Source organism: Bullifex sp., assembly GCF_034103065.1.
GTDB lineage: Bacteria > Spirochaetota > Spirochaetia > Sphaerochaetales > Sphaerochaetaceae > Bullifex.
Map to the genome: position 1 here is coordinate 1 of NZ_JAXEGN010000136.1, position 9,125 is coordinate 9,125.

At 32.2% G+C, this 9,125-nt stretch carries 6 protein-coding genes and 1 pseudogene; 3 read left to right on the forward strand and 4 right to left on the reverse strand.

All coding sequences use genetic code 11. The features are described 5' to 3' along the window. Positions 1–935, reverse strand: a 935-nt coding sequence (locus SOY52_RS05275; RefSeq protein ID WP_320847931.1) for a dicarboxylate/amino acid:cation symporter, incomplete at its 3' end; no start/stop codon positions are given. 257 nt (positions 936–1,192) lie between these two features. Between SOY52_RS05275 and SOY52_RS05280 the strand changes: the two genes are divergently transcribed. Beyond that, on the forward strand, positions 1,193–1,996 hold the full coding sequence (locus SOY52_RS05280; protein ID WP_320847932.1) for a hypothetical protein: 804 nt from the start codon (positions 1,193–1,195) through the stop codon (positions 1,994–1,996). 219 nt (positions 1,997–2,215) lie between these two features. Here the strand turns inward: SOY52_RS05280 and SOY52_RS05285 are convergent. The 3 genes and pseudogenes from SOY52_RS05285 to SOY52_RS05295 all read right to left on the reverse strand — a co-directional run bounded on the left by SOY52_RS05285 (position 2,216) and on the right by SOY52_RS05295 (position 7,628). After that, positions 2,216–3,019 (reverse strand): annotated as a pseudogene (locus SOY52_RS05285) (SDR family NAD(P)-dependent oxidoreductase). A gap of 541 nt (positions 3,020–3,560) precedes the next feature. Beyond that, entirely contained in the window at positions 3,561–5,744 is a 2,184-nt protein-coding gene (locus tag SOY52_RS05290) for an ATP-binding protein (RefSeq protein WP_320847933.1), read from the reverse strand. Between the two features lie 21 nt (positions 5,745–5,765). Continuing rightward, positions 5,766–7,628: an extracellular solute-binding protein gene (locus SOY52_RS05295; RefSeq protein WP_320847934.1), complete on the reverse strand. Its 1,863-nt coding sequence runs from the start codon at positions 7,626–7,628 to the stop codon at positions 5,766–5,768. 230 nt (positions 7,629–7,858) lie between these two features. On the opposite strand from SOY52_RS05295, the gene SOY52_RS05300 reads away from it, so the two are divergent. Both SOY52_RS05300 and SOY52_RS05305 read left to right on the forward strand, forming a co-directional pair. Next, positions 7,859–8,221, forward strand: coding sequence for a hypothetical protein (locus SOY52_RS05300; protein ID WP_320847935.1), 363 nt, complete (start codon positions 7,859–7,861; stop codon positions 8,219–8,221). A gap of 243 nt (positions 8,222–8,464) precedes the next feature. Further along, a partial coding sequence (locus SOY52_RS05305; RefSeq protein WP_320847936.1) for an acyltransferase occupies positions 8,465–9,125 on the forward strand: 661 nt, incomplete at its 3' end.

The window sequence follows — 9,125 nt, forward strand, 5'->3', positions numbered from 1 at the left end:
ATTGCACATACACCTTGATATATTGCCGTACCATCCATGTTAATTGTTGCACCTAACGGTAATACAAATGAGGACACTTGATTATCACCACCAAGATCATCAACACACTTCATATTAATTGGAAGAGTACCAACAGATGATGCACTGGAGAAAGCAAACATAATTGCAGGCATCATTCCTTTAAAAAACTTTAATGGGCTAATGCCACCAATAAGTGATACTGTTGATGAATATACTATTACAGCATGCAAGATATAACAAACATATGCAACTAACAATACTATTGCAAGTGAACTTAATATCATTGCTCCATTAGCAGCTACTACTGGACAGAGTAAGCAGAAGACACCAATTGGAGAAAGTTTAAGTATTAATTCCATACATTTCATGCAAATAGCATTAATCTTCTCAAATGCTTCTATTACTCCACTATTTTTCTCTTCACCAACTAGAATTATTGAAAATCCTAATAAAATAGCCATAACAATTATCTGTAGCATATTAGCATTTGTAATCGGGGTTAAGAAGTTAGAAGGGAAAATATTTACTAAAGTATCCATAAAGGATGTTGAGGCAGATGCAGAATAAGTTAAATCAGTTGTTGCAACAACAGGGAATAATCCTTTAGCAAGAGATGCAACAGCTAGACCAATTGTAATAGCTATAGCTGTTGTACATAGATAGAATAAGATAGTTTTTAGGCCAACAGATCCTACTGTTTTAATATCCTTCATTGAAACAATACCATTGATAATTGATACAAGTACTATTGGACAAACTATGAATTTAATTAAGTTTAAAAATATTGTACCAAATGGTTTGATGTAGCTGTTCGCAAAAGGTGCACCTTTTGTTCCAAGCAATAATCCAACAATTATTGCAATTACTAATGCAATAAAGATTTGGAGTGCAAGAGATAGTTTCTTCTTTTCCATATTCTACCTACCTTTCTTTAGAATAAATAAATTTTATCACAAGGTTAAAATATTTATACTTTTTTATTTAATAAGAAAAAAAAGACCAAAAACTAGGATAAAAAAGATTAAACTTTACAACTAGTCAAAGTAATAGTTAAACTATAAGAAGAAAAGCGAGCAAATTGATTACTTCTTTCACAATTGTACTCAAAGTATGATTCTCTTTTGAATCTCACATCTGATGAAGTGTCACTTAGCTAAACTTGGGAGGCATTATGGATTCAAGAAAGCGTTATGTGCGTTGTTGTCCATCATTCAGTTTTGTCAAAACTGATAGCAAATGGAAGGATTTCAGTGTGTACGTTGTTGACGATGACATTAAAGCTGCAAAAGAATGTGTATCTCTAATCTTAAATGTGATGATAGCTATTAAAAACATCAATAAAGACAACTCACCTGAAGATGTTTATAAGGCTTTAAGAAAAGCTTTACCGGATTTTGCTTACTTCGACTTTAATGATAGCGTTGATAGAGAGGCTTTCGAAGCTGAGGATAATCCAAAACAAAAAATGATTTTAGTAAATCTCTTCGATTCATCTAATCCTATTTTAGATGACAATGAGTATTATGATCAAACATTCTATTTAGACCCTGAAAAGTGTGTTAATGTTTTATCATTGCTTTCCCATCTCTTTGTTAAGGTAGATGAAGATACTTCGAAGCTCGCTCCACTTCCACCTGAATTTTTAGAAAAATACACTTGGGATGAAGCAGATAAGCTACTTGAAATTTTTAATAGACACTCAGATGAAGGCAATTGGTTTATTCCTTTTAATAAGTCATTAAAAATCAAGCCTAGTGAACTACCTGAAAAATTAAAAGATGAATATATTGCAGTTATAACAAAGCTTGAGCTTAATAGAAAAGGCTATCCATGTTCTAATATAGATAGTTCATATGAAGTATTCTTAGAAGAAGCATCTGATGTATTAAATGATAATAAGATTTCTGAAGAAAGGTATAATGAACTATTAGATATAGTCGAAAAAGCTCTTCAAGAAAGCGGATATACTAATTAACTAATACAACATAAGATTTTATTACCACTGAGGATTAATTCTTCAGTGGTTTTTTAATTAATCAATCAAATAGTTTTCACGTTAAATTACATGAAAAGCTTTCGCAAATCAATTGTAAAAATCAGTGGTAGATAAAATGACATAAAAATCGCTAATAGTAACTAATAGCGATTTTAATTCTATAGAATATATTTATTTTCGGTTAGAAAACCAATGATATTACCAAGTGCGACTAGCTAATTGTCTGAACTGTGCAGCAGTTGGAGTATGCGAGTTTAATCCACCATCGCAAGTTAAAACTTGACCATTCATATATTCGGCTTCATCACTTGCAAGGTATACACAAAGATGGCCAATATCTTCAGGTACACCATAACGTGTTCCAAGAATATTTGAAAGAAAAATATCCTTTAGTGCTTAAGGAATGCGAGCTTCATTTTGAGGAGTAACAATTAAACCTGGTCTTACACAATTACAGCGAATACCTTTTGAACCATACATACAAGCGACATACTCAGTTAGTTTATCAACTCCAGATTTTGCACATGCATATGCTATTGTACCTACATCTCCACCTACACTAGCCATTGAGCCAATATTAATTATGTTTCCACCTTTTTCATTCTTTAATAAATATGGTAAAACTTCCTTAATCATGTTGAATGTACCACCTAAATCTGTGGTTACTACTGCATTGAATTCATCCAATGATAATTCATCTACACGCCCATCCTTCATTCCCATTCCTGCTGCATTGTTGATTAAAACATCTATTTTTCCATATTTCTCTGCAACATCAACAATTAAAGAATGCATTGCTTCACGACTTGTTAAATCAAACGAATGAAACCAAGCATCTCCACTATCTTTAATAATATCATCAACAACTTTCTGACCACGTTCTACATTTCGTCCAGTGATAACAACATGAGCAGCTTCCTTTGCACAAAGTTTTGCAATTCCAATTCCTATTCCGCTTGTAGAACCAGTGACAATAATTACTTTATCATTAAGTCTATTCATGATTTTGATCTACAAATGTCTTTAAATTATACCATAATAGTTTTTCTTTAAAAAAAAAATTACAAATTGTATAATTCCAGTTTAAAATCTTTTTTTGGGAAAACAAATAATACACTAATCTCTTTCAAGCATAGCTACATTAACTTTTTTAAGTAATGTACCTTTCAATAAGATATAAAATCAAAAGACAAAATAATATTCTTAAAAGTATAGGTTGAACATTGAATAATATATATTAGGTACACTAATGAGTAGCGTATAAATACATGCCAAGATACTTTTGCCTTTTTATTTGTTCCCTATTTCATATAGATATTCAAAATATTCCCAAATGAGTAATACATGGATAATCATCACCACTAACCTTAAAACATCTACGATATTCATCGTCCTCTTATAGTACCTTATGTGTAATTACAACAAAGTGAGTCTATGTATCATTTATACTATAGTATTATGGAAAATCTCTAACTGAAAAATGAATAACTTAACCATAAATCAAATATGGTGAATCCTTTCAATAGATAATTACAGTAAAAAATTATTTTGTAATATTTCGTACTATTGTTTTAACCATCTCTTCAACATTTATTGGCTTAGACAAATGGTCATTCATCCCTGCCGCCAATGAAGATTCAACATCTTCTGCAAAAGCATTTGCAGTCATTGCAATAATTGGAATACTTTTTGAATCAGGATGATTAATTAAACTTCTAATTTGATTTGTAGCTTCATAGCCATTCATCTTTGGCATCATTACATCCATAAGGATCAAATCAAAAGTATATGGAGGATTATCATTAAATATCTTAACAGCTTCTTCTCCATTACATACTCTCGTGACATTTATTTCATGCTCTTCTAGTTGATAAATTGCAATCTCTGCATTTAAATCATTATCCTCAGCTAATAGAATTTTTAACCCCTTTAAGTCTACTTTATTAGAAGAATAACTATTTTCTACGAAATTACTAACAGTACAAATATTCATTGGAATTTCAACTGTAAATATAGAACCAACTCCCTTCTCACTCTCAACTGATATTTTTCCACCCATCAAATCTACATATCTTTTTGTTATAGTCATTCCAAGGCCTGTACCTTTATACAATGTACGAGCACTATTTTCTTCTTGAGAAAATTCATCAAAAATATGATTTATAAATTCTTTGCTCATTCCAACACCTGTATCAGATACTACATATTTTGCTATTACGGTGTTACCATTACTAGCAGAAAGATAATGTACAGAGAACTTTATTGATCCTCCATCTCCTGTAAATTTAACTGCATTACCTAAAATATTTACTAAAATCTCTCTAATTCTAACTGCATCGGTTAATACATATTCACTAATTGGTTCTTCTTGATAAAATTCAAAATTAATACTTCTATTGACTAAGAAGCCATAAACAATATTTACTACCGTTTCATTTACCTGTTTAATATTTGTTGGAGCAGGACTAAATTGAATTTTTCCACTTTCAATACGACTGATGTCTAAAACATCATTTATTAATGTTAATAAATGCTCTGAGCTATCACTTATTTTTTCTAGGCAATCTTTAATCGAACTTGAAGGATTTTGCTTTAATGCAATATTGGTAAATCCAATAATAGCATTCATCGGTGTTCTGATATCGTGAGACATATTATTTAAGAACGTACTTTTTGCAGCATTTGCAGATTCAGCTACTAAGCGAAGTTGATTTAATTCCCTATTGTTTTTTTGTTCTAACTTAACAATTTGCCTACTTCTTTGAACATTAACAAAACTAGTAATAGCCAAAATAGATAATCCTACCATAGCTAATACAATAATTGTCTCTGTTCGGATAGTTGCATTCATCATATTCATTGTATTAATTGCAATCTTATCAGCTGGAATTAGTAGCATTAGTGTCATATTGTAAGAACCAAGCTTAGTAAGACAATAATAATATTCTGCTTGGTTTATTATTATTTCAGTAGCAACAATTCCTTCTTTATCTAATTGTTCTTTGACTATTTCAAAGTTATCATGCTGAACATACTCCACCTCTCTCAATGCCTTAAAAATATTTCTAGCTCCTATTACATCTTCATCTACTGCATCGTAATAAGCAAGTATTCCATTTTCTCTAATAATGTATGTTGCAGCACTTCCTCCATAGGTTGTAGTTGTATAATACTGCTTTACAGTTTGAATATCTTTTAATAAGACAATATGAGAAAAGCTTATATCGTTTTCAATTTCAATAACGTGTTCAAATTCTTGAGAGAAAACTAAATAGCAACCATCAATTTGATCTGTTTCTGAAATAAATGTATATCGTCTTTTATCACCTATTAAATGTGCTATATCATTCCAAATACCAATAGAACCACTACTTAGGAATGCATTTCCCTGTGAGTCAATAAGCATTACTTTACAGCCATAGAGTTCTGTACAATACACATTCTCTAAGTAAGCAATGATACCACAAACATCATCATCTTCATCAAAACGCTTACTAGATAGAGTTTTTTCCATTCCCAAAACAAGATTCCAGTGAGTCTCAAGGCCACTGGTAAGATTTGCTTGAATTTGAGTCACAATTTCTTTTAATTGGTTAGAGCGTTCTCTAACAGTTAATTCCATTAAGAAATTACGCATATAAAGAACACCCAATACCAAGCTAATGACTAAAATCATAGCTAAAGCAATTGGCAAAAGATATTTTTTTAAAATACTTTTCTCTTGCATTTGCTTTTCCTTAAATACTATTTATCTAAGAGTTATATATTTGCTAGAGGCCTCAAGCTGTCTTGCTTGATTAACTAGACACTCTGTTAAATATTCTTCTGCTTTTGGACCATTTGTATCAACACTTGTAATACCTATTTTATTCATCACCTCAGTCATATACCAATCTCTATCACCATAAATAATTAAAGAGTATTTTTTATCTTTATCAAGCTCAATGCCATTAACTGTTAATGCATTTAAGGTATATTTACCATCTTTTTTGGTAATATCCATCTCAAAGCCACTAGATACATATAATGTACTGTCATTGCATACAGCACCGCGATTTCCAGTCATAGAAAGAGTTGCTTCGACTAAAGTGTAAAGCTGGTCCCCTGTTAATTCAACATAACCTGGCCAACCACCATCATTTTTAGCAATATATGACAAATCCTTTTGAGAGTAATAACCGGAATAGATATCACTCGCAACATAACAAGATTGCATAAAGACAAAATCAACACCAGAGATAGAACGCATTGTATTTGCAATAGCTGAAGCAGCTTGGTTACCATATTCTGGAGAAAAATCATTAGAATAATACGTATCGATATGAGCAACGATTTCTTTACCTGGTTCTTCACCTGCAAGTTCCATATTAAATGCATCTAATGCTTCTTCAGGTGTTTTTACTTCACCTTTTAATATCATTTGTACTACATCTTTTGATATACGGAACATTTCATTTGATGCAAGACGGATATAAAGCTTATTTAGATTAATATATGGTTTAATATTATCCATTTCTGGCATTAATTCTAATGTTACATCTTTCCTATAAGGCACCATGTTTTTTCCATAGGAAATATGATCTTGGCCCTGTTGGTTAACCATGGCATCCATAATATCTAGAATTAGTTTTTCTCTCTTTGGATCATCCATTCCTTTATTGGAAGCCGCAATTTGGAATGTTGGGTATGTTAAATACCAATTATCATTTGAAGTACTTCCATAGTAAGGCATTAATAATACTTCATCATTTCCTCGGCCAGGGAAGGTAATTACATCAGCCCCTGTACCTCTATACATTGCAGCCTTTCCCTGGCTGAACATATCTTTAGGTGTTCTATTTGGATAATTAGCATCCTCTTTGCCAAGGCCAACTTTTTCAACAAAATCAAAGAAGTTTTCAAATACAGGTAACCACACTTCCTTTGAAAGTTGATTAGTCATACCACTTTCATATTGAACTCTCCATTTTCTGCCTTCCATACTCTGAAGGACAGGAATAGATACACCTTGCAAGACCTCCATGCATGTGTAATCAGCAGCAAAATCAGATACATAGCTGCGAATACCTCTTTCATCAAAGGCTTCACATGACGCAATGAAACTGCTGTAATCTGTTGGAATTGGAATATTATTTTCATCAAATAATGTCTTGTTTATAATAAATCCATCTACCTCTGCACAAGTTGGGAGCCAGTTAACAGACCCATCGTCATAAGTATAGCTATCAAGGTAGGAACCATAATATTTACTTGCTAATTCTGTATTTGATAAATCATAAAGATAGTCCTTTAAGAGTACGGCATCTTTAAGAGCAAAACGTCTTACAGTTAATATATCTGGCATATCATCATGGTCTTGGCGGAAGCGATAGTAATCTGTAGAGTTTGTAGCAAGAACAAATTCAAACTCAACTTGAGGAAATTTCTCACATAGATAAGATGTATAAGTATCTAGCATTTGGTTTCCCCAGCAAGCAACAACAACTTTTTCCTTAGTTATTTCTTGTTCTTCCTCAGCACTTTTCTCTCTTATGCTAGCGTTTTTAGAGCAACTTGTTATAAATACTATTGATATTAAAATGCATAAAAGCAAAACAAATAGTTTTTTCATATCTCTCCCAAATGTTTCTATTTATTTTAAAAACTGAAAATATTTAATTATACTACCATAAAAGTATGTAATATAACAGTATTTATTTATAAAGTAATAATGTATGGGAATAGCTAAAGAAGAGAACTCAAAACTGAAATCTCTTGGTTGTTCTCTCCATGTTGCTCCTACGAAGTGGAGGTCTTTCCTCCATAGACTTAATGTTTAAGGAGGTGACTGATTAGCTTACTATGTTCTTGGATTATTACTGTGCTAACGGCAATAATAATAGAGTCGAACAAATGATTCACAAGTGGATTATTGACTATAATAATTTCCTCTTCTGTATAACAACTACTGGAGCTGATATTTCTGCTTTCTTCTTTTCTTTGATTACATCTTGTAGAAACCTTGGTATTAACCCAACTGATTACCTTGCACATTTGTTCCTTAATTGTAACAGGATTAAGAATGGTGATAAGGAAGCATGGAGAGCATTGCTGCCTGGTAAGTGTAAGCTTGATGATGTTATTGAACTTAGAAAAAGGATTGCTGAAGCTAAACCTCTTGAAGGTAGAACAGGACCTTTTGTTCTTAGAGGGTGTAACAATTAAATTTGTATTTAACCAATTAAATCTTTTATTCATAAGGACAGTTTAACAAGCTGTCCTTTTTAATTAAATTAGGGGTGAAATTACGCATACGATAAAGAAGTAGAATACAAAGAGAATGACGATGTAACTATAGATCCGCAGGAAGGTGATACCTTAAATCTTATTTTAGAAAGAAGGATAGGATTATGACCCTTGTTTTTCATCACATGTGAGTTTTATAATTTACAAAAACGGAGGCTATCTATGGCTAAAGAACGAATCTGGAATAAAAGTCTGGATATAATCAAGACAGTTGCAATCATTACCGTTTTGATGACACACATCAGTGCATCATTTGTTATCCTGTTCCCTGTCTCTTCCCCGGAATTCATTTGGGGGAATATCATAGACTCTTTGTCCCGAATAGGCGTGCCACTGTTCGTGATGGTCAGCGGTGCATTGTTTTTGGATGAGGACAAGCCCTTCGATGCCAAATCATTCTTCAGAAAACACCTGTTGAAGATGGTCGTACTCTTGGTAATTTGGTCGATTGTTTACGGGATATTTTATAGCATGGTAAGCGGTGTCGGCATTTTGGATTACATCTTTAATTTTGCCGGAACTCTTTATCCTCACATATGGTATATGTACATGATCATCGGTCTTTATCTGATAACGCCTGTCTTGAGATTGTTTATAAAAAGAGAGAACAGCAAATATATCCTATACTTCATCATCCTTTCCGTATGCGGAAACTTTATTCCGACTTTCCTTGGCATATTCAAAAATATCTTTGGATTTACTGTGGCAAACTACTCTTCAAGGCTATACCTTAACTTTGCTTCCGGATATACCACATATTTTCTTCTCGGTTGGTACATTACAAATGTCGATATAAAGAAGAAAGCAAAGAATATCTTGATTG

Coding starts and splice junctions, on each gene's coding strand:
- SOY52_RS05295 (WP_320847934.1), bottom strand. CDS start 7,628: ATGAAAAAACTATTTGTTTTGCTTTTATGCATTTTAATATCAATAGTA.
- SOY52_RS05290 (WP_320847933.1), bottom strand. CDS start 5,744: ATGCAAGAGAAAAGTATTTTAAAAAAATATCTTTTGCCAATTGCTTTA.
- SOY52_RS05280 (WP_320847932.1), top strand. CDS start 1,193: ATGGATTCAAGAAAGCGTTATGTGCGTTGTTGTCCATCATTCAGTTTT.
- SOY52_RS05300 (WP_320847935.1), top strand. CDS start 7,859: ATGTTCTTGGATTATTACTGTGCTAACGGCAATAATAATAGAGTCGAA.